This is a genomic window from Peptostreptococcus sp. (assembly GCF_036639115.1).
Lineage (GTDB): Bacteria > Bacillota > Clostridia > Peptostreptococcales > Peptostreptococcaceae > Peptostreptococcus.
Window position 1 is genome coordinate 57,927 of record NZ_JAVWJH010000003.1, and the last position, 22,322, is coordinate 80,248.

The window sequence follows — 22,322 nt, forward strand, 5'->3', positions numbered from 1 at the left end:
GGTAATAGGTAATAGGTAATAGGTAATAGGTAATAAATTAATATTTAATTTTAAGGGCTTGTATTGAAAAATAGAAGCCCTACATAATTGTAAAGATAAGATTGTGGAGGTAAATTTTGGAGAAAGTAAATATAAAAGGTATACTCAAAAAAGTAGAAAAACCAGCTAGATATCTTGGAAATGAATTAAATACTATTCATAAAGATACTTCAAATAAAAAATTGATAAGATATGCTCATTGTTTCCCAGATATGTACGAAGTTGGGATGAGCCATTTAGGAAGTCATATTTTGTACAACTGTATAAATAAAGAAGAAGATGTATTCTGCGAAAGAGTATATGCTCCAGGTGTTGATATGGAAGAAAAGATGAGAGAAAACAATATTCCTCTTTTTGGACTAGAATCAAGGGAAGCAATCACTAATTTTGATTTTGTAACATTTTCTCTTCAATATGAGATGTGTTATACAAATATATTAAATATGATGGATTTAGCAGATATTCCACTGCTAGCAAAGGATAGAAAAGAAAGAGAACCATTTATACTTGTAGGAGGATCTTGTGCTTATAATGTTGAGCCTTTAGCAGATTTTGTAGATATAGTAGTGCTTGGCGAAGGCGAGGATATGAATCTAGACGTAATAAGAGCATACAAGGAGTGGATTGCTACAGATCCTTACGAAAATGGAAAAACAAGAGAAGGTTTTCTAGAAATAGCATCTCAAATCGAGGGAGTTTATATACCAGCTTTTTATGAGTTTGAATACAATGAAGATGGTACTGTTAAAAAATTAAACAAACTAAAAGATTTTGTTCCAGATAAGCCTAGAAAAAGAATTATAGAAAATATGGACGAGGCGGAATATCCAGAAAAACTTATAGTTCCATTCATAGAGACTGTACATGACAGAATAGTTTTAGAGCTATTCAGGGGCTGTACAAGAGGATGTAGGTTCTGCCAGGCAGGTATGATATATAGACCGATAAGAGAAAAATCACTTGATAGGCTAAAAGAAATAGTCGATAATATGATAAAAAATACAGGGTATGATGAGATTTCTCTATCTTCTTTAAGTACAAGCGATTATTCTAAGATACAAGAAATTACAGATTTTTTGGTAGAAGAATACGCATCACAGAATATAGGAGTGTCACTTCCGTCACTTAGACTTGACAACTTCTCTATGGAAATTGCAGAAAAGGTGCAACAGGTAAGAAAAACAGGTCTTACATTTGCTCCTGAAGCAGGAACACAAAGACTTAGAGATGTTATCAATAAGGGAGTTACTGAAGATGATCTGAGAAATGCAGTTGGTAAGGCATTTGAAATGGGATGGAATAGCGTAAAATTATACTTCATGATTGGACTACCAACAGAAAGTTATGAAGATCTAGATGGTATAAGAGATCTTGCATATGAAGTAATAGATATATATAAAGGTGTTCATGGCGGTAGAATAGGTGGAAGATTTGGCGTGACAGTAAGTACTTCTACTTTTGTACCAAAGCCTTTTACACCTTTCCAGTGGCATGGTCAGGACACTCAGGAACAAATTAGAGATAAGCAAAAACATCTAATAGGCAAACTTAGAAATGGAAATATAAAATATAACTACCATGATTCAAAGACAAGTTTGATGGAGGCGGTATTTGCTAGAGGCGATAGAAGATTAGGTAAGGTATTATTAGAAGCTTTTAAAAATGGTGCGAAATTTGATGGTTGGTCAGAATACTTTGATTTAGATAGATGGCTAAATGCAATGGAAGTTAATAATTTAGATCCTAGTTTTTACGCACATAGACAAAGAGAATACGATGAAGTTTTCCCATGGGATCATATAGATGTTGGTGTAACAAAAGAATTTTTAGTTAGAGAAAATGAAACAGCAAAACAGGCTAAGGTAACAGAAGATTGTAGGCATGGTTGTAATGGCTGTGGTATCAACGTACATGATATTGGAAGGGGGTTATGTTAATGTCAAAAACAATGAGAATAAAATTTGTTAAAAATGAAGATATGATATATATATCCCATCTGGATGTGCAAAGACTTCTTCAAAGAGCATTTAGAAGAGCTGATGTTGAGCTTTCATTTTCAAAAGGATTTAATCCACATCCAAAAATGAGTTATGGAAACGCATTGGCTTTAGGTGTTGAAAGCTACGGGGAATACGTAGATATAGAAATTGAAGACGATATAAATTGTCAAGAATTGATGGATAGGATTAACAGACAGCTTCCTGATGGTATGCAATTTGAAAAATGTATTGAGCTTGAAGGTGGAGAAAGAGCTTTAGCTGCCAATATAGTTTTTGGAGATTATGAATTTGATATACCAAATGTGAATAAATTTGACGAAAAAACTGTACTTGAAAATTTGGAGAAATTAAAAAGTAGTGAGTCTATCATAACTACAAGAAGAAATAAAAAGAAAAGAATAGTTGAGGTTGATATTAGACCGCTTATAAAAACAATAGATACAATAAAGGTAGATGATGAAAAGATATCAATATCCTCAATATTAGCTACTGGATCAAAGCAAAATTTAAATACTAATGTTTTTGTGCCGAAGCTATTAGAGTACTTAGATATAGAGATAGATCCTTTAGATGTAGATATAAAAAGGAATAATCTTTATTTTGAAATACAAGGAGAGCTTGTTTCTCCACTATAAGAATTTAAAAATAAGTGGATTGCCTTTGGTTATCCACTTATTATAATATAAGGAGTAATTTATGAAAGAATATTTTATTGAAGACTTTGTCAGCTCAAGTAAGCTTGCAGTTCTTAAAGATAAAAAAATTGAAAAACTTTTAATAGAAGAAAAAAACAATAGTCAAAAATTAAAAAATGTATATAGAGGAAAAATTGAAAAAATAATGCCCGCTATGAAGGCTTGCTTTGTTGATATTGGTGAAAATAATCCTGGCTATCTTAAACTTGAAGAGGCAGAGGCTAATTTGATTGAAGGAGACAACATATTAGTACAGGTAATAAAAGAAGAAAAAGGAGACAAAAGAGTTAAATTAAGCACAGAAATAAGCATTTCAGGAAGAATTCTGGTATATATACCTAGTAATAAAAAATTAGTGTTTTCAAATCAGATAAAGTCTAATGATGAGAAGAAGAGACTCAAGAAAATTTTATTGAATGCATCTGATGGAGAAAAAGGATTTATACTTAGAACCGAAGCACAGGGATGTATGGAAGATGAAATAAGGCAAGAAGTTGAGGATTTAAGAAAAAAATATCAAGAGATTGTTCAAGAGTATCAAGTGAGTTTTTATCCGAAAAAACTATATTCAAAAGAAAAAACTATTTTGGCTTATATAAGAGAACATCTATCTGATGAAATAAAAAACATAGTCTATCTAGAGGGTGAAATGGACTCAGAAATTAGGAGTACAGTAAAGTCAATAAATCCATTGTATTTAGAAAAATTGGATAGAAAAAATAATATGGATATATTTGAAGGCTATGGAATAAATAATGAACTAAAAAAATATCTATCTAGAGTTGTTCGTTTAAAAAGTGGAGCCTATATAGTTTTAGATAAGACAGAGGCAATGACAGTAATAGATGTTAATACAGGTAGTTTTAAAGGTGATAAAAGCTATGAAGATACAGTGTTTCAAGCTAATATGCAAGCTTGTGATGAAATATCAAGACAGATAATAACAAGAGATATTAGTGGAATTATAATAGTTGATTTTATAGATATGAAAACAAATAAAAATAAAAAAAGAGTACTTCAGAGAATGTCTGAAAATCTATCTGTAGAGGGAAATAGATCTAATGTTCATGGCTTTACCCAGCTTGGACTCATGGAAATATCAAGGATGAGAAAAGAAAATACTATAGATGATTTTTACTCGTCTTATTTATATGAAATAGACAAAATAGAAAGAAAAGTAATAAACTCCAAATACCATAAAAATTTAGATCAGGTAGAAATAGAAATCGGCGAATCATATTATAATATTTTGGATAAAGAAAAATCAAAAATAAAAGAAATAGAAGCAAAATATAAGGTAAAAATATGTTTGATAAAAAAATAATTATAAAATTAGAAAACATTAGCAATAAAAAATAAAAAAGTAAAAAAAAAGAAATATTGATTTTAAAATAATATAAAAAAGCAAAAAAAATATAAAATATATAAGAAAAGCTCTTATATATTCTATGAAGTACTAAAAGCCCTCATTTATTAATTAAAAGGGGGCTTTTTTATTGTTTAATAAATTTTGTTTTTAACATAACTATCAAAAAAAATAGTGAAAAAGCCTAACAAATATGATATTATTAAAATAATCAGAAAATTAAATAAAAACTGAAAAATCTGCTTTTATCCAGATTTTTAATTTACAAAAATATTGTTAAAAAAATAGCGAAAAATATTTTATTTAATATAAAGTTTTAGGAGGTAAAGCTAATGAGTAGATTGTATATAAATACACCTGATACTGCCCAAATAGTAGTTGAAGGATTATATCGAGATGTTGAGAGAAGAATAGTATCAAGCCCTCCAGGTATATGCCCTGTAGAGGTATCTCTAGCATTTTTGAAGCTATGTCATGCACAAACTTGTGGGAAATGTGTTCCTTGCAGGGTTGGTCTAGGCAAATTACAAGAATTAATTGAAGATGTATTAGATGGAGAGGGAAGTAAGGAAACAATAGATCTAATAGAACATACATCAAGAATGATATTATATTCTGCAGATTGTGCTATAGGCTACGAAGCTGCAGAGATGGTTTTAAAAGGTGTTTTAGGTTTTAGAGATGATTATATATCTCACGTGGAGACATTGAAGTGTTCTATGGATAGAAATATTTCTGTCCCATGCGTAACACTATGTCCAGCAGGTGTGGATATACCTGGATATATATCCTTGCTAGGAGAGCAAAGGTATGCTGATGCAGTGCGTCTTATTAGAAAGGATAATCCATTTCCAAGTGCATGTGCTCTAGTGTGTGAACATCCTTGTGAAGCGAGGTGTAGAAGAGCTATGATAGATGCGCCTATGAATATACGAGGAATGAAAAAGTATGCAGTGGATAATGCGGGTATAGTAGAAGCTCCTGAATGTGCAGAATCAACAGGTAAAAAAATAGCTATTGTCGGTGGTGGGCCAAGTGGACTAAGTTCAGCTTATTACCTATCTTTGATGGGACATAAGGTGGCAATATTTGAGGGAAAAGAAAAATTGGGGGGAATGTTGAGATATGGTATTCCTAAATATAGACTTCCTAGAGAAAAGCTTCAAGAAGATATAAATGCCATTTTATCAACAGGAATAGATGTTTATAGAAATACTCAAGTTGGAAAAGATATAAAAATAGAGGATTTAGCGAAAGATTATGATGCCATATATGTAGCAATTGGGGCACATGAAGATAAAAAGCTAAATATAGAAGGTGAGAATGCGATTGGAGTAATGCCAGCGGTAGAGATGCTTAAAAAGATTGGAAATGAAGAATTTCCGAATTTTGAGGGCAAAGATGTAGTAGTAATAGGTGGTGGGAATGTTGCAATGGATGCAGCTCGTACAGCTTTAAGATGTAGTGCAAAAAGTGTATCGATTGCTTATAGGAGAAGAAAAGAAGACATGACTTGTATTGAGGCAGAAATAGATGAAGCACTGATAGAAGGTTGTGAACTATACTCTTTGATGGCACCTCTAAAAATTGAAATTGATGATGATAATAAAGTTAAATCTCTTTGGCTTCAGCCTCAGATAGTTGGTGAGATAGACAAATCTGCTAGACCTAGACCAAGAAACTCTAATGAAGAGGCAAAAAAATTAAAGTGTGATCAGCTTATAGTTGCAATTGGACAAAATATAGAATCCAAACATTTTAGTGAGTTTGGTATGCCTGTTAGAAGAGGAATTATAGAAGCGTTAAACTCTAGTGAAATAGAAAATATTCCTGGAATATTCGCAGGTGGGGACTGCGTTACAGGGCCTGCCACAGTAATTAAGGCAATAGGAGCGGGAAAAGTTGCAGCTGCAAATATAGACGAATATCTAGGGTATAATCATCTAATAAGTGTCGATATCAAGCTTCCAAATATTAAATGGGATGAGAGAAAGCCATGTGCAAGATCCAATATGAGAGAGCTTACAACTCAAGAGAGAAAGGATAACTTTGAAGAGATAGAGCAAGGATTGACTGCAGATGAGGCTTCTCAAGAGGCTAGCAGATGTTTAAGGTGTGATCACTTTGGATGGGGAAATTTCAAGGGAGGTAGGACTTCGATATGGTAGAGTTAACTATAGATAATATAAAACTAAAGGTAGAAGAAGGCAGCAAAATAATAGATGTGGCTAGAGAAATAGGAATAAAAATTCCAAAATTATGTTTTCTTAAAGATATAAATGAGATAGGAGCTTGTAGAATATGCTCTGTAGAAGTTGAAGGCACGAGTAAGCTTTTGACATCTTGTAACAATATTGTTGAAGAAGGTATGGTAATAAAAACAAATAGCCCTAAAGTAAGAAAGGCTAGGAGGACGAATATAGAGTTGCTTTTGTCCCAACATGATTTTAGGTGTGCGACATGCGTTAGAAGTGGAAATTGCTCCCTTCAAGAGATAGCCAATGATTTAAGTGTAGAGACTATGCCATACAAGGTAAAATATGAAAGCAGACAATGGAGTAAAGATTTTCCATTGCAAAAAGATTTTTCAAAGTGTATCAAATGCATGAGATGTATTCAGATATGCGATAAAATACAGAGTTTAGGGGTTTGGGATGTTGTAAATAGTGGATCTAGGACAACTGTTGATGTGTCACATAATAGAACTATTGAAGAAAGTGATTGCGCAATATGTGGTCAATGTATTACTCATTGTCCTGTAGGTGCTCTAAAGGTAAGAAATGACACTTCTATAGTTTATGATGCTTTAGAAAATTCAGATTTAATTACTGTAGTTCAAGTAGCACCTGCTGTTAGAACAGCATGGGCGGAACACTTGGATATTAGGGAAGAGGATGCAACTACAAATTTAATGGTGGCAGCGCTTAAAAAAATAGGTTTTGACTATGTATTTGATACTGATTTTAGCGCAGATTTAACTATTATGGAAGAAGCAAGTGAATTTTTAGAAATATATACTTCTGGAGGAAGAGAGTATCCTCTATTTACGTCTTGTTGTCCTGGTTGGGTAAGATTTATGAAGTCACAATACCCAGATATGGTAAAATATCTATCGACTTCAAAGTCACCTCAACAAATGTTTGGTGCTGTTGCAAAATCATATTATGCGGATATTTTAGGAGTAGACCCCAGCAAAATATGTTGTGTATCAGTTATGCCTTGCACAGCCAAAAAACAAGAAGCGGATATAGAATCTATAAATGATACCAGGGCTAAAAAAGATGTAGATATAGTAATCACTACAAGAGAATTAGAAAAAATGATAAAAGCTGAAAATATAGAGTTTTCAAAGTTAAAGGAAGAATCATTTGACACACCTTTGGGAATTGGAAGTGGGGCAGGAGTAATATTTGGGGCAACGGGAGGAGTAATGGAGGCGGCCTTGAGATCTGCGTATTATTTTGTAACAGGTGAAAATACAAGTCCAGATGCTTTTGAATCGGTAAGAGGTCAACAAGGTTGGAGAGATGCTAAATTTTCAATAGCAGAAAATCAAATAAATATCGCAGTGGCAAGTGGACTTAAAAATGCAAGAAATCTATTGGAAGCTCTAAAAAGAGGAGATGTTAATTATGATTTTGTTGAAATAATGGCCTGTCCAGGTGGATGTGCTGGTGGAGGTGGACAACCAATAAAAGATGGATGTGAACTAGCACATAAGAGAGCTTCAAAACTATATAATTTAGATAAAAAAATGTATTTAAGATATTCCCACGAAAATCCAGCAATACAAAAAATATATAGTGATTATTTTGAAAAAACAAACTCAAATATAGCGCATAAGCTTCTTCATACGGATCATTTTGAATGGAGCATGCCACTATCACCGATTTTTTCATTAAAGGTGGAAGAAGAATTTGATTTTCATATAGAGTAAGATCTAAAATAAGATTTTAAAATACTTAGTATATATAGAAGATAAAATAGGTATAGAAATAAATGAAAAAATAGTTATAGAAATAAATAGAAAAATAGTTATAGAACTAGATAGAAAAATAGATATAAAAAATAAATACATAAAAAGAGTCTTTATAATAATTTTACACAGATATAGACAGTATTAAATCAATTATAAAGACTCTTTTGTTGATTACTTATCAGGGTATGAAACTTCAACTGATATACCATCATATCCGACAATAGTATTTTCAAAGACTGAAGTTGCATTTTCTACAAAATAATCGGGCTTTTCAACAGAGGGAGAAAAGTGAGTCAATAAAAGTTTTTTTACATTGGCATTTTTCGCAAGTGTTGCAGCTTCTCTAAAGGTCATGTGTTTATTTTTTACAGCCTTTGAGATGTCCATATCATCACCATACATAGCCTCACATACAAATAGATCACTATCATTTACAAAGTCAACAATAGATTCTATAGGTCTAGTATCTGTAATATAACTTATTTTGATTCCCTTTCTCTCATCTCCTAGAACCATATCAGGAGTGTAGCTATTATCGTCTACAAAATAGCTTTTCCCCTTTTGGAGATGGCTCCATAGAGCTTTAGGAACATTATTCTTGATCGCATTTTTTGCACAGAATTTCCTATTTCTTTTAAAGTATAGACTATATCCAATACACTCTGTAGAATGTTCTAAGGTATGAGTGGAAATTTCTATATCTCTTAAATGATCATCATTAATACAAAAACTTCCAATAGGATCTTCAATTATATTTAATTGATAGGGAAGTCCTTCAATTAGGATCATCATTGCATATATTGCTCTTTTAATTCCCTTTGGACCAATAATTGTAAGAGGGCTTCTCTTTTCAGCATTTCCAAGAGTTGCGAGAAGTCCAATTAGACCATTTATATGGTCACCATGAAGATGTGTGATCATTATTAGATCGATTCCCTTAAAGCCACAGCCGATACTTTTCATAGATATCTGGGTTCCTTCACCGCAGTCAATTAACATTTTTTTACCTTTATAATTTATAAATGCGCTGGAACAAAATCTATTTGGAGATGGAACATTGCCCCCCGTTCCAAGCATTGTTAGATTTACCATTTTTTCACCACCAAGCTAATTAGTTTTAGTTTTCTTACAAGCTATTTCAACGGTTTTATAGCCTAAAAATACACATATAAAACCACCAACGATAGATATAAGTAAGTATACTATAGCATAAAGCCAAAAATTTGAATATATTAGAATTCCCAAATCTTTTGAGAAAGTAGAAAAAGTAGTAAAGGCTCCTATTAAACCTACAGTAATAGCAGAATATAAATTATCATTGAATTTTATTTTTTTCTCTAAACTATAGCTTATTAGAGAAAGAAAAAAGCATCCGAGTAAGTTTACTACAATTGTATTTAGTGGAAAAAGGCTTTTAACATTTAAAATTTGAATGTTAAATAACAATGCTCTTAAAATTGCTCCTAAAAATCCCCCACAAAATATATAAAATATTTTTTTCAATTAATCACCTCAGTATTAAAATTTTATATGAAAAGCTATTAAAAATGAAATAGCTCCCAAAAGTACACTAGTGGATAAATAAAATATGCTTTTGTAAAAGTCAGCTACTTTATATAGATTAAAACCCTCAAGCATAAATGTAGAAAAGGTTGTAAAACCTCCTAAGAAACCGCTTTGTATAAAAAAAGCCAGACTCGGATTTTTTGTGTTTACGACACTTATTCCAAGCAAAAAAGATCCCAGTATATTTATAATCATTGTGTTTAATGGAAAATGTATGTTTATTTTTCCCTTGATATACTTGCCCAATGAGAATCTTGTGGCTGCACCTAATCCTCCGCCCAGTCCTATTAAAAAAAATTCCATTTAATTCACCTCTTAATTTTGCATATATTTATTTCTACAAATTCCATTATATAACAATTGAATCTTAAAGGTAAATAAGATAAAATATTATATCTATAATAAAGCAAAAAAAGTATATTAAATATAGCAAGTACAGTAAGAATAATATTGCTTAAAAAAGTTATAAAAAATATTTAGTTGCCTTATATATAAAATGTTTCAAAATAATAGTTGGATAAGGTTGGTTATAGGCAAAAAAGTATAAAGATAGAGTGAAGCAAAAATCAAAAACATCTATAAGGCTATAATTACTCCATTGATTAAAGATAAAATGATTTTGGAGAACTTAAAGAAAAATAATTTATTTTTAAAAATAAAAAAAGCATTTTAAAAAGAATAATGAAAAAAATATTTGAAGAAACTTTATTAGTTACAAATAGGTGAAGATATTGTTTTATAAATTAAATTAATAAGATTTATGATATAATTTATTTGGAAGGTTGTGATAAAATGTCCAAGATAACAGGCATTGAGATACAGAAGAGAAATAAAAACAGAGTAAACTTGTATGTTGACAATGAATATTTATTATCCTTACAAGCAGAGTTAGTATATAAATACAATCTAAGTAAAAATCAGGAGATAGATAAGGAAAAATTGATAGAAATTGCAAGAGCGGATGACTATGAAAAGGCAAAAAATAAAGCATTGAATTCTTTATCGAAAGTTGAAAAATCAGAAAAAAAGATCAGGGAAAAACTTTCAGGAGATTTTGATGAAGAAATAATAGAAATGGTCATTGAATTTCTTAAGAAACATGAGCTAGTGGATGATGAAAGATTTGCCGATATGATAGTTTCCAATGATTTGAATTTTAAAAGAGTTGGAAAAAATAGAATTAAGCAAAATTTATATACTAAAGGGATAAAAAGAGAATATATAGATTCTGCCATATCTGAAATCGATAGCGATGTTGAATTAGAAAATGCAATTTATTTGGCAAGAAAAAGGTTACCAAGAATAAAAGATAAAGATATTAACAAGGTGAAAAATAAACTATATCAACATCTATCATACAAGGGTTTTAGCTATGATATTATTAAATTAGCAATCAATGAAGTATTGGAAGAAGAAAATTATTAAATACATTCTTTAATTCGATAATGACGAAAAGAGTTTGTTTATAGAGCTTACTTAATATTAAAATATTGAACATTGTTTGACTAAAGAGCTAGTTGGAAATAGTATGAATTTTACTGTTTTTAAGGTAAGACAGGGTTATTGATAGCTTTTAGAATTGCTTCTAGATTAAAAGTCTTATAAAGATTTTTTATTAGCTATTGAGGTATAGATAAATAATCATATAGATAAAAGATATTTATAAAATATTTTATTTTTATAATAGGCTTTAGAATCTAGGAATGGAAAATATTGATATGAAAAATCTGATTATAATTACAATAAGCATTGTTGTAGGTGTATACGATATTTTCAAATTGTATATAGATGAAAATAAATAGTTGAATTTTTTGCAGTTCTAGTTTATTATTAAAAATCTAAGAAAATATCTAATAATATTATTACATTAGGCGAGTGCTTAAACGATTTTTGTGAAAAATAAAATTCAAAGTTAATTGATTAAATACTTTTGAGAGTTATTGAATAAATTAAGAGCTATAAAAGATGGCTTTTTACTCTTAATTATTTGCTATTTAGAGTATAAAAATAATGTAAAGATAATGTAAATTCTAATTGGACTTATGCAGTTAGCTGTGATAAAATGAATTTATCATGGTTACGAAGGGAAGAAATGACATGCAATTAGAGGAAAGACTGGCTTGTTCACATAAGCGTAATGATGAAAAACTCAAGACGTTTAGAGAGTCAGGAGAAAAAATGAAGCTGGGAGTTATGGGAGGTACTTTCAATCCTATTCATAATGCTCATCTTGCAACAGCGGAATTTATTCGTGATAAATACGATTTGGATAAGGTAGTATTCATTCCTACTGGTGATCCACCTCATAAAAAGAATGTATTGGACAAGATACATAGGTATAATATGGTTGTTCTATCAACTTTTAAAAATGATGATTTTTTTGTTTCTGATTTTGAAATAACGTCTGATAGCAATAACACATATACTATAGATACACTGAAACATTTAGAGGAAACTTATCCGAATGAAGAACTATACTTTATTACAGGGTCTGATGCAGTTAATCAAATGGAATCATGGAAAGATTTTCAGGAGAATTTTAAATATGCAAAATTTATTGCAGCGATTAGACCTGGAATAGATTTATTAGAGACACAGGAAAATATTACAAGATATAGAAAATGCTATTGCGCTGATATTGATATGGTATATGTTCCGTCACTTGAGATATCTTCGACTTATATTAGGTCAAGAGTCAAGAGTAAAAAGAGCATAAAATATTTGGTACCAGGCAGGGTGGAAGAATATATTAATAAGTATAATTTATATGGAGGTGCAAGAAGGTAGATGAATAAATCTGAGATGATTGAAAAACTAAGCGATTATCTACCAGAAAAAAGAATACGCCACTCTTTAAATGTAGCCAAGGCTGCTGTAAAGTTATGCGAATTTTGTGAGTGTGATAAAGAGAAAGCTGAAATAGCAGGGATACTTCATGATACTGCAAAGTATATAAAGTTTGCTAAAGTAGGTGACTACTGCGAAAAGTATGGCATAGAGTTAGATGAATTAGAAAAAAATAGTACAGCACTATCTCACAGTGTTGTAGGTGCATATATTGCAAAGTATGAGTTTGGCATAGAAGATGAAGAAATATTAAATGCTATAAGATATCATACAACAGGGAGGCCAGCTATGAAGCCACTCGAAAAGGTAATATATCTTGCTGATCTCATAGAAGATGGTAGGGATTACCCAGGGGTTGATGAACTTCGAGAATTGGCATATTCTGGAAAAATTGACGAAGTAATAGTTAAGTCCATAGACAATACTATTATTAATATCTTAAATAGAAGGCTACCACTACATGTGAGAACAGTAGAGGCTAGAAACTATTATATCCGTAAGTTGAAGAGTGTAAAAAAGGGGTAAGGTTATGATTACAGTTGAAAATATGACAAAGCTGATATGTGATTCTATCAGCGACAAATTAGGAAAGGACATCGCAGTCCTAAATATAGGGAAGGTATCCAGTTTATGTGATTATTTTATAATAGCATCTGGAACTTCATCAAGACAGGTAAAATCTATAGCTGATAGTGTAGAAGATACTATGAAAAAAGAAGGAATAGAAGCTAGAGGTAAAGAAGGAAGAGAAACTCAGAGCTGGATTCTTTTAGATTATGGAGATATTATGGTCCATATATTTGATGAAGAAAATAGAGGTTTTTATAACCTTGAAAAACTTTGGAAAGACGCTCCATATGTAGATATGGAAGAGTTGGAAGCAATTGATGCAGAATCTCTTAAGGTGGAAATGTAATAAAAATATAGTATATTAAAAAATGTATTATATTTTTGTATTGACAGAATATTTTTATATATGTTAATATAGGTAAGTATAACTAGAATATAAATTTTAGTTGAAGAATTATATGGTCGAAGTAGTAGGTATGATAAAACTTTTAGAGAGCTGCCGTTGCTGGGAGGGTAGCAGTTTAAAGTATTGAACTTGTCGATTAAACCGTATGGCCGTAGTTGGCTTATAGACTAATCCGAGAGAGCCTTTAAGGCTAATTAGGGTGGTACCGCGAGAATATTGCTCGTCCCTAAACAGAAATGTTTAGTGACGGGCTTTTTTTATTTTCTAAAATTTTAGAATTTAGATATTTGCGACAGAGTCATTATTAGCAATTGTATTATATATTTATTAAAAACTATTTAGTTAATAGTTTAAGGAGGAAGAAATGAGCACTTATAATTTTAAGCAAATAGAAGAAAAGTGGCAAAAGGTATGGAAAGACAATGGACAGTATAAAATGGATGTAAGAGATACATCAAAACCAAAGTATTATTGTCTAGAGATGTTTCCTTATCCTTCAGGAAAAATACATATGGGTCATGTAAGAAATTACTCTATAGGAGATGTGATAGCTAGATTTAAAAAAATGGAAGGTTATAATGTATTACATCCAATGGGATGGGATTCATTTGGTCTACCAGCTGAAAATGCAGCAATCAAAAATAACATACATCCTCATAAGTGGACAATGGCAAATATTGATGAAATGAGAGATCAGTTAAGCATGCTAGGTCTTAGCTATGATTGGGATAAAGAGATAGCAACATCTACTCCAGAATACTACAAATGGACACAAAAGATTTTCTTGAAGTTTTTAGAAGCAGGACTTGCATATAAGAAAAATTCATATGTAAACTGGTGTCCATCTTGCGAAACAGTTCTTGCCAATGAGCAGGTAGTTCAGGGCGAATGTGAGAGATGTGGATCTACAGTAGATAAAAAAGAGTTGGAACAGTGGTATTTTAAGACAACTGAATTTTCGGAAGAATTGCTTCAGGATTTAGATAAATTGGATGAATGGCCAGAAAAAGTAAAACTTATGCAGAAAAACTGGATAGGGAAGAGTTATGGAGCCAATGTTACCTTTAAGGTAGATGATATGGACAAGGATATAACTGTATATACAACTAGACCAGACACTATTTATGGATCAACATTTATGGTACTTGCACCAGAATCTAAGATAGCTAGAGAATTGGTTCAAGGTACTGAGTATGAGGCTGTATTAGATGAATTTTTAAAGAGCCTTCATGCTATAACTGAGGTAGAAAGAGAATCTACAGAACTAGAAAAAGAGGGTAGATTCATTGGAAGAACTGTAACTAATCCTTTGACAGGAAAGAAGATGCCTATTTGGATAGCAAATTATGTTTTGGCTGATTATGGAACAGGTGCAGTAATGGGAGTACCTGGACATGATGAAAGAGATGAAGACTTTGCTAGTAAGTATGATTTAGAAATTGTTCCTGTAATTGATGAAGATGACAATATGATAAATTCAGGCGAATTTGATGGAATGAATAAAGATGAGGCATTTGATTCAATAGTAGAAAAACTTGAAGAGTTGGGAAGAGGAAAGAAGACTACAAACTATAGATTAAGAGACTGGCTAATATCTAGACAGAGATATTGGGGTTGTCCAATACCTATTATATATTGTGATGATTGCGGAATAGTTCCTGTTCCTGAAGAAAATCTTCCAGTGCTACTTCCAACAGATGTTAAGTTTACAGGAAGAGGAGAATCACCTCTATCTACATCTGAATCATTTAAGGAATGTATTTGTCCTAAGTGCGGAAAGCCTGCAAGAAGAGAGGTTGATACAATAGATACATTTATCGATTCATCTTGGTATTTTATGAGATATATTGATAGCCAAAATACAGAAGAAGCTTTTGACACTGATTTGGTAGATCATTGGCTTCCAGTAGATCAGTATATAGGTGGAGTAGAACATGCAATACTACATCTTTTATATTCTAGATGGTTTACAAAGGCATTTCATAAGCTAGGCTGGACTAAGCATACAGAACCATTTAAGAATCTTCTAACTCAGGGAATGGTACTTATGGATGGAACAAAGATGAGTAAGTCTAAGGGAAATATAGTTTCTCCAATGGAAATAATCAGCAAGTATGGAGCAGATACTGCAAGATTATTCATACTATTTGCTGCACCTCCAGAAAGAGATCTTGACTGGTCAGATAAGGGTGTAGAAGGATGTTTTAAGTTCCTTAATAGAGTGTATAGATTGGTAGACGAGCTAGAAGATATAGCAAAGTCTGATGCACAAATTGGGGAATTAAGTAAGGAAGATAGAGATATGAGAGCCAAGACTCATGCAACTCTAAAGAAAGTTACTGATGATTTGAGTAGCAAGTTTGGTCTTAATACTGCAATAGCATCGTTGATGGAGTTAATCAATGATATTTATAAGTATAAAGAATTAGATGATAGAAATGATGCGGTTATAAAAGAGGCCTTAGAAGCTGTTGTAATAATACTATCTCCATTTGCTCCTCATTTAGGTGAAGAACTTTGGGCAAAAATTGGAAAAGAAGGAAGCGTATTTGATATTGCTTGGCCAAAATATGACGAAAATGCCCTTGTACTAGATGAAATTGAATTTGTAGTTCAGGTAAATGGTAAGGTTAGAAGCAAGGTATTGGCTCCAACAGATGTTACTCAGGAAGATATGAAAAATATTGCTCTTGAGGATGAAAAAGTAAAAGATTTTATTGGAGATAAAAATATTGTAAAAGTAATTGCTATACCAGGCAAACTTGTAAATATTGTAATAAAGTAATAAAAATATAAGAAAATATTTATTTATGATGCTACTATAAAAAGTATAAATATTATATATAATATAAAAATTCTGTACGTAAATATAAAAACAAAAAAAATAAATATAAAAATAAAAAAAGTTTTTTTGGAAAAGAGGTTTAATTCGTAGGTGAAACTACAGATTAAGCCTCTTTATTTTATTTTGTAAAAAAATAAAATAGATTTACTTTTAAAAAGAAAAACAATAAGAATGATTATCTTTAGATATTGTAAAAGTAGCTTCACTAAATTTTTGTACATTTAATTAAAATTAAAGCGAAAACTAATAATAAAAAAACAAAAAATATTTCTCTTCAAGGTGTTGAATAAGCTAATAAATTATGATAATATTGAGATGTGAAAAGAATACGTGGATATGATTATAAGGGGTGATTGCGTCAGCGATGCCCTTTTTATTTGAGAATTTTTAGTAATTGGAAGGAGGAATTATTATGAACATGCAGAAGAGGAAAGAAACTCAAAGTGCTTTATTAATGATATTAACATCAGTTATTTGGGGTTTTGCACTTGTATTTCAGAGAACAGGGATGGAATTTATTGGTCCCTTTGCATTTAACTTTTTTAGATGCTTATTAAGTTTGGTATTCTTATTGTTGGTTAGTACTACATTTAAGATCAGAAATAAAAGAAAAGGATACAAGGTAGACAAGTCAGAGTTTAGCAGTAAGTCATTAATTATAGGTGGAATATTAGCAGGTATTGCACTATTCTTAGCTATGAGTACACAGCAGGTAGGAATGATTAGTACAACAGCATCAAAGGCTGGATTCATCACTACTATGTATATAGTATTGGTACCTATAATGGGAATTTTCTATGGCAGAAAAACTACTCCAAAGATGTGGTTATGTGTTGCTATAGCATGTGTTGGTATCTATATGCTATCAATAAAAGAAGGATTTGTAATTGAAAAAGGTGATTTATTAGTCTTTATATCAGCTATATTTTTCGCTTTACAGATAGTTATAATTGATATATTTGCACCAAGAGTTGATGCAATAAAGTTATCAATGGTAGAGTTTATGACAAGTGGATTATTATCTTTAGTTGCAACACTTGCAACAGAGACTACAACTATACTTGGTGTAAAAGCTGCTTTTGTTGCTATTTTATACACTGGTTTATTATCAAGTGGTGTTGGATTTACTCTTCAAATTGTTGCACAGAAGAATCTTCCTCCAACAATTACTTCTTTAATAATGAGTATGGAAGCTGGAGTTTCAGCAGTAGCGGGAGTACTATTCCTAGGTGAAATTTTGAGTAGCAGAGAGATAGTAGGCTGTATGATAATGGTAATATCAGTACTTATAGCTCAGGTACAGTTGCCATTAAGAAAGAGTAAAGAAATAGAAGATGAATTTGATCAAAACACTGAAAATCGAAAGATAGCACAGTGAAATGAAAATGAAAACAAATAAAATCTTTAAAAAATACATTGACATACTAAAATCAATTTAGTATAATGATAAGGTAATTGCCGCACGGGAAGGGTAGCTGCACGTGTAAACAGTGCTCGGCATTGAAACTCTATTACAGATATTTATACCTGAAATAGATACCTGGTCCGGCGAGTCTGAAACGAGGAGGTGTATATATGTACGCTATAGTAAAAACTGGAGGAAAGCAGTATAAGGTTTCTGAAGGAGATGTTCTTTTCGTTGAGAAGTTAGAAGCTAACGAAGGTGAAGTTGTTACTTTAAATGAAGTATTAGCTGTGAACAATGGTGAGCTTAAAATAGGAGCTCCTGTAGTTGAGGGTGCTAATGTTCAGGCGAAGGTTCTTGAGCAGGGTAAGGATAAGAAGATTATCGTTTACAAGTACAAGCCAAAGAAAGACTACAGAAGAAAGAATGGTCACCGTCAGCTATATACTAAGTTAGTAGTTGAGAAGATCAACGCATAATCGTATATGATTAAGGTAACATTTTTTTATAATAACGATTTTAAAATTAAGGGTTTTGAATTAAAAGGTCACGCAGATTATGACGAATTTGGATATGACATAGTTTGTTCTGCCGCTACTAGCAACTCTGTTGCTGTAATTAATTCACTAGAAAGCCTACAGAAAGTAAGTTTTAGTGAAGTAATTGCCAAGGAGGGATTGATATCTTGTTTAATAGAAGACAATGATATAGAAAAATCTCAACTTCTATTACAACATTTAAGACTTGCACTAGAGGAAATAAGCAGAGAATATCCAAAAAATATAAAAATATTTGAAAAGTAGGGGGTGACTCCAGATGTTGAAAATGAATTTACAACTTCTTGCATCTAAGAAGGGAGTAGGTTCTTCTAAGAATGGTAGAGATTCTATCTCTAAGAGACTAGGTGTCAAGAGATTTGATGGCCAGACTGTTACAGCTGGTTCTATACTAGTAAGACAAAGAGGAACTAAGATACATCCAGGAACTAACGTTGGTAAGGGTGGAGATGATACTCTATTCGCACTTGTAGACGGTAAAGTTAAGTTCGAAAGATTAGACAAGAAGAGAAAGAGAGTTAGTATATATCCAGTAGAAATCGCTGAATAATACAAGCTATAGAGCTATCAAATAATTGATAGCTCTATTTTTAAATTATATACAAATTTCCAAAATATAAAAACTAGATTATTTATATGAAATAGGGATATAATAGATATATAGACAAAATAATAAGGTAATATATAAATATATAGATTATTTTGAAAAGGAGGGACGCATATGTTTATAGATAAAGCGAGGATATTTGTCAAGGCTGGAAATGGCGGTAACGGATCGGTTTCTTTTAGAAGAGAAAAATACGTACCAGCTGGAGGACCAGATGGCGGAAATGGCGGAAAAGGAGCAAGCATTAAGCTTGTAGCTGATACAGGCCTTAGAACTTTGATGGATTTTAAGTATAAAACAAAGTATTCAGGACAGAGCGGTGAAGATGGATCAAAAAGAAATAGAGCTGGTAAAAACGGTGAAGATCTAGTGCTTAATGTTCCAGAAGGTACCTTGGTCAGAGATGAGAAAACAGGTCTAATAATAGCGGATCTAAAAAATGAAGGGGATTCTGTAGTCGTTGCTAAGGGCGGATTTGGTGGAAAGGGTAACTTTAACTTTGCAAACGCAGTAAGACAGGCTCCATCATTTGCGAAGTCTGGAACAGATGGAGAAGAACGTTGGATTACTCTAGAATTGAAGATGCTTGCAGATGTTGGATTAATAGGATTTCCTAATGTAGGAAAATCTACTTTCCTTTCTGTTGTAACTTCTGCAAAACCAAAGATAGCGAACTATCATTTTACAACACTTACACCAAATTTGGGTGTTGTTAAGACTAGACATGGAGATAGCTTTGTAATAGCAGATATCCCAGGAATAATAGAAGGTGCTTCAGATGGTGTTGGACTTGGTCATGAGTTCCTTAGACATGTGGAAAGAACTAAAGTTTTGGTACATATTGTAGACATATCTGGAATAGAAGGAAGAGATCCGATTGAAGATTTTGACAAGATTAATCAAGAATTAAATCTTTACAATGAAAAGCTTGCATCTAGACCACAGCTTGTAGTAGCAAATAAAGCAGACTTGTTATATGATGAGTCAATATATGATAACTTCAAGAAAACTATGGAAGATAGAGGATATGAAGTCTTCAAAATGTCTGCTGCAACAAGAGAAGGCGTAGATGAAGTAATAGATAGAGTATCTGCTATACTTGCAGATGCTGAAGAAATAGAGTTGGTATCAGAGGATGAAATCTACAGACCAGAGCTTGATGACACAGAAGAAGAAGGTCTAAAAGTAGAAATTGATGAACATGGAATATTCGTAGTATCAGGTAAAGAGTTGAGAAGAATAATGTATTCTGTAAACTTTGAAGATATGGAATCTCTACAATTCTTCCAGCAACAAATGGAGTCAAGAGGAGTTTTTGATAAACTTAGAGAAATGGGAATAGAAGACGGTGATACCGTTAAAATATACGAATTAGAATTTGAATTTTATAATTAATTATAAATATAAAATTTAGAATAAAATTTTAAAAAGTAATTTAAAAATTATAATTGGAGTTTTATTTTGATAATATAGATTATAACCATAAGAAATGGTTATTTAGAAAGGTGAAATTATGTTAAATGGAAAGAAACGCTCATATTTGAGATCTCTTGCAAATACAACTAAACCTACTACTCAGATAGGTAAGGAAGGTATTACAGAAGAATTTTTATCTCAATTGGATGATCAGTTAAGAGTTAGAGAGCTTGTAAAGGTAACTATATTAGAAACGGCTGGAATAGATGCGAAAGAAGCTGCAAATGAGGTTTGTGAGGCTATAAGAGCGGAGTATGTACAGTCTATAGGTAATAAATTTACAATATATAAGAAAAATTTAGATGAACCTAAAATTCTTTTCCCTGGACATGGACCTGCAAAGGCTAAGAAAAAGGGAGAAACAAAGAGCGGAAGAATGACTAAGAAACAAGCAAGTGAGCTAGGAAAGAGAAATAGAAAATAAATTTATTATAATAATCGGTTTAATGCCGATTATTATTTTTTTTGAAAAAAACATAAAAAAATTGAATTTGATGTTGAAATTTTTCTCTGATAGTATTATATTAAATACGTAGGCAAGTTATGTTTAAGAAATAAAATATGTTCGTAATTATTTATTTTATATCAAAAAATCTTAAATATAAAGGTATCTTGCATCAAAAAGGGTGTTTGTATAACTCAAAAAATAGAAATAATTTTAGGTGCGGGTGTTTGTATAACTCGAGAAAAAGGAGACATGGAAATGGAAAAGGTTACATTAACTGATGTAAAAGAAGCAAGAGAGACTATCAAGGATGTCGTTTTAAAGACTGACCTTCTTGAAAATATTAGACTATCTGAGAAAACAGGTGCAAAGGTTTGGTATAAGTGTGAAAACTTACAGAGAACTGGTTCATTTAAGATAAGAGGAGCATGTAATAAGATTGCCCATCTTACAGATGAGGAAAAGGCTCATGGAGTAATCGCTTCTAGTGCAGGAAATCACGCACAAGGAGTAGCTTTAAGTGCAAAAAATGTTGGAATAAAAGCGACAATTTGTATGCCAGCCACAGCTCCAGTATCAAAAGTAGCAGCAACAAAGAGCTATGGTGCAGAGGTAGTGCTTCACGGTAATGTATATGATGATGCTCATGCTAAGGCAGTAGAAATTCAGCAAGAAACAGGGGCTACATTCCTAGAACCATTCAACGATAAAGAAGTAATCGCTGGACAGGGAACAATTGGTTTAGAAATATTTGAACAGCTTGATGGAAATGTAGACACTGTATTAGTTCCAGTAGGTGGAGGTGGTATAGTAGCAGGCATAGCTACAGCTCTTAAGGGTCTAAAACCAGATGTTAAGATAGTTGGAGTTCAGACTTGTAATATTCCATCTATGAAGGTTTCTTATGAAGCAGGTAAGGTTACTTCAGCATTTAATGATGTAACAATAGCAGATGGTATAGCTGTTAAGACACCAGGAGATTTGACATTTGATATAATCTCTAAAAAGGTTGATGAGATAATAACTGTTACTGAAGAAGAAATAGCTGAAGCAATACTATTTATGATGGAAAATCAAAAGCTAGTAAGTGAAGGAGCAGGTGCAGTAAGTACAGCGGCACTTTTATCTGGTAAATATAAGCCAGCTAAGGGAGAAAATGTTGTATGCGTGGTATCAGGTGGAAATATAGATATCAATACACTATATAGAATTATGAGTGTTGCATTAAAGGAACAGGGAAGAAGATTGAGCATGGTAGCTGAATTGGCAGATGAACCAGGGGCTCTTGCAAAGTTTGTATCTATATTTGCAGAAAATGGAGCAAATGTTTTAAGTATAAATCAAGACAAGCTAGCTACAGGAAAGCACATTAAAAAGCAAATTGTTGAAGCTACTATAGAAACAGTAAGTTTTGACCAAATAAATATAATAAAGTCTGCTCTTGTAGAAAATGGTATAAAAGCAGAATATCTATAAAATTTAAATAATTAGAAAAAAACAATAAAAGACTTATTTTAAA

Annotated in this window: 20 protein-coding genes; 17 read left to right on the forward strand and 3 right to left on the reverse strand. The window is 31.8% G+C overall.

Features of this window, described 5'->3' with window-relative positions; all coding sequences use genetic code 11:
* Positions 1-116 precede the first annotated feature (116 nt).
* The 5 genes from RR561_RS04585 to RR561_RS04605 all read left to right on the forward strand — a co-directional run bounded on the left by RR561_RS04585 (position 117) and on the right by RR561_RS04605 (position 8,037).
* Positions 117-1,976: a TIGR03960 family B12-binding radical SAM protein gene (locus tag RR561_RS04585; protein ID WP_332506343.1), complete on the forward strand. Its 1,860-nt coding sequence runs from the start codon at positions 117-119 to the stop codon at positions 1,974-1,976.
* Positions 1,976-2,674 carry a TIGR03936 family radical SAM-associated protein gene (locus RR561_RS04590; RefSeq protein ID WP_332506344.1) on the forward strand — a complete coding sequence of 233 codons (699 nt, stop codon included), beginning with the start codon at positions 1,976-1,978 and terminating at the stop codon, positions 2,672-2,674. Before RR561_RS04585 ends, RR561_RS04590 begins: the two co-directional genes overlap by 1 nt.
* 61 nt (positions 2,675-2,735) lie before the next feature.
* A complete protein-coding gene (locus RR561_RS04595) occupies positions 2,736-4,058 on the forward strand; it encodes a ribonuclease E/G (RefSeq protein ID WP_332506346.1) in 1,323 nt (440 codons plus the stop codon).
* 374 nt (positions 4,059-4,432) lie between these two features.
* Positions 4,433-6,268 (forward strand): NAD(P)-binding protein, encoded by a 1,836-nt coding sequence (locus tag RR561_RS04600; RefSeq protein WP_332506348.1) that lies wholly within the window; start codon positions 4,433-4,435, stop codon positions 6,266-6,268.
* Entirely contained in the window at positions 6,262-8,037 is a 1,776-nt protein-coding gene (locus RR561_RS04605; protein WP_332506350.1) for an NADH-dependent [FeFe] hydrogenase, group A6, read from the forward strand. The genes RR561_RS04600 and RR561_RS04605 overlap by 7 nt, the downstream gene beginning before the upstream one ends.
* A 213-nt stretch (positions 8,038-8,250) precedes the next feature.
* Here the strand turns inward: RR561_RS04605 and RR561_RS04610 are convergent, their stop codons facing one another.
* The 3 genes from RR561_RS04610 to RR561_RS04620 are packed head-to-tail and all read right to left on the reverse strand — an operon-like array spanning position 8,251 to position 9,948.
* Positions 8,251-9,171, reverse strand: coding sequence for a ribonuclease Z (locus RR561_RS04610; RefSeq protein WP_332506351.1), 921 nt, complete (start codon positions 9,169-9,171; stop codon positions 8,251-8,253).
* Between the two features lie 15 nt (positions 9,172-9,186).
* Positions 9,187-9,582 (reverse strand): fluoride efflux transporter FluC, encoded by a 396-nt coding sequence (locus tag RR561_RS04615; protein ID WP_332506353.1) that lies wholly within the window; start codon positions 9,580-9,582, stop codon positions 9,187-9,189.
* Between the two features lie 15 nt (positions 9,583-9,597).
* A complete protein-coding gene (locus tag RR561_RS04620; protein ID WP_332506354.1) occupies positions 9,598-9,948 on the reverse strand; it encodes a fluoride efflux transporter FluC in 351 nt (116 codons plus the stop codon).
* Between the two features lie 489 nt (positions 9,949-10,437).
* On the opposite strand from RR561_RS04620, the gene recX reads away from it, so the two are divergent.
* The 12 genes from recX (at position 10,438) to ilvA (ending at position 22,279) form a co-directional block, all read left to right on the forward strand.
* Entirely contained in the window at positions 10,438-11,070 is a 633-nt protein-coding gene (gene recX / locus RR561_RS04625) for a recombination regulator RecX (RefSeq protein WP_332506356.1), read from the forward strand.
* A gap of 672 nt (positions 11,071-11,742) precedes the next feature.
* Positions 11,743-12,432, forward strand: coding sequence for a nicotinate-nucleotide adenylyltransferase (nadD, locus tag RR561_RS04630; RefSeq protein WP_332506358.1), 690 nt, complete (start codon positions 11,743-11,745; stop codon positions 12,430-12,432).
* On the forward strand, positions 12,433-13,017 hold the full coding sequence (yqeK, locus tag RR561_RS04635) for a bis(5'-nucleosyl)-tetraphosphatase (symmetrical) YqeK (RefSeq protein ID WP_332506360.1): 585 nt from the start codon (positions 12,433-12,435) through the stop codon (positions 13,015-13,017).
* A gap of 7 nt (positions 13,018-13,024) precedes the next feature.
* Positions 13,025-13,408, forward strand: coding sequence for a ribosome silencing factor (gene rsfS, locus RR561_RS04640; protein WP_334309592.1), 384 nt, complete (start codon positions 13,025-13,027; stop codon positions 13,406-13,408).
* 424 nt (positions 13,409-13,832) lie between these two features.
* Positions 13,833-16,253 (forward strand): leucine--tRNA ligase, encoded by a 2,421-nt coding sequence (leuS, locus tag RR561_RS04645; RefSeq protein WP_332506364.1) that lies wholly within the window; start codon positions 13,833-13,835, stop codon positions 16,251-16,253.
* A 472-nt stretch (positions 16,254-16,725) separates the two neighbouring features.
* A complete protein-coding gene (locus tag RR561_RS04650) occupies positions 16,726-17,691 on the forward strand; it encodes a DMT family transporter (protein ID WP_332506365.1) in 966 nt (321 codons plus the stop codon).
* 197 nt (positions 17,692-17,888) lie between these two features.
* Positions 17,889-18,197, forward strand: coding sequence for a 50S ribosomal protein L21 (rplU, locus tag RR561_RS04655; protein ID WP_332506367.1), 309 nt, complete (start codon positions 17,889-17,891; stop codon positions 18,195-18,197).
* 6 nt (positions 18,198-18,203) lie between these two features.
* Positions 18,204-18,521 carry a ribosomal-processing cysteine protease Prp gene (locus tag RR561_RS04660; RefSeq protein WP_332506369.1) on the forward strand — a complete coding sequence of 106 codons (318 nt, stop codon included), beginning with the start codon at positions 18,204-18,206 and terminating at the stop codon, positions 18,519-18,521.
* Between the two features lie 13 nt (positions 18,522-18,534).
* Positions 18,535-18,825 (forward strand): 50S ribosomal protein L27, encoded by a 291-nt coding sequence (gene rpmA / locus RR561_RS04665; RefSeq protein ID WP_332506371.1) that lies wholly within the window; start codon positions 18,535-18,537, stop codon positions 18,823-18,825.
* A gap of 171 nt (positions 18,826-18,996) precedes the next feature.
* Positions 18,997-20,277 carry a GTPase ObgE gene (obgE, locus tag RR561_RS04670; RefSeq protein ID WP_332506373.1) on the forward strand — a complete coding sequence of 427 codons (1,281 nt, stop codon included), beginning with the start codon at positions 18,997-18,999 and terminating at the stop codon, positions 20,275-20,277.
* A gap of 118 nt (positions 20,278-20,395) precedes the next feature.
* Positions 20,396-20,782, forward strand: coding sequence for a YhbY family RNA-binding protein (locus RR561_RS04675; RefSeq protein ID WP_332506374.1), 387 nt, complete (start codon positions 20,396-20,398; stop codon positions 20,780-20,782).
* 279 nt (positions 20,783-21,061) lie between these two features.
* Positions 21,062-22,279, forward strand: a complete 1,218-nt coding sequence (ilvA, locus tag RR561_RS04680; RefSeq protein WP_332506375.1) for a threonine ammonia-lyase — start codon at positions 21,062-21,064, stop codon at positions 22,277-22,279.
* Positions 22,280-22,322 lie beyond the last annotated feature (43 nt).